Here is a 603-nt window from a genome sequence, read left to right on the forward strand (position 1 = left end):
TCTACATTACTGAATTAGATGTCACACCTAAAGTGAAAGCGCTGATGTATAAACAACAAAACCATGTTGAGGCTGATGGAATAAGGCAAACCTGCTACCAATCGATATTTGATTTTGGTTTCCTACCTAATGGTCAAGTGAAAGTGTGGCTTAAGGGTTGTGGTAAGTATACGTACGTTACTGAACTGTCACCAACAAGTATGCCGGATACTGACTATAATTCAATTACATCAAAACAATATTTCCAAGCAACAGAATATGTAAAAAAAAGAGCTAAAAAGGCTAACGCAACCTTAACGCCTATCCCTTGGGGCAAGGTAAATAAGGTTTATACATCAAAACATTTTACTGTTGACCAGCTTCATTAATATTGACTTCTCGCCTCACAGGTTTCTGTGAGGCGCTCAATGAAAGAGCTAGATTCAGCGTTCATTACACAAGGACAGTAAATGAAAAAGATCATATCAACCGGAGTACTCTGCCTATTACTGGCTGGTTGTAGCATGGTGAATAGAGAACGCGTACCTGATGAAGTTCCAAATTGGAGAGTTGGTTATACAATGCCATCACTTTACCCTGTCAGAGTCACTAAAGCATATGGTA

The 603-nt window shown here is 39.0% G+C and carries 1 protein-coding gene; it reads left to right on the top strand.

Annotation, left to right across the window (positions count from 1 at the left end; all coding sequences use genetic code 11):
* Positions 1-368: DUF2931 family protein (locus C9J38_RS21645; protein ID WP_146144081.1), on the top strand; the 368-nt coding region annotated here is incomplete at its 5' end.
* Between the last annotated feature and the right edge of the window lie 235 nt (positions 369-603).

Source organism: Photobacterium sp. GB-210 (genome assembly GCF_003026075.1).
Taxonomy (GTDB): Bacteria; Pseudomonadota; Gammaproteobacteria; order Enterobacterales; family Vibrionaceae; genus Photobacterium.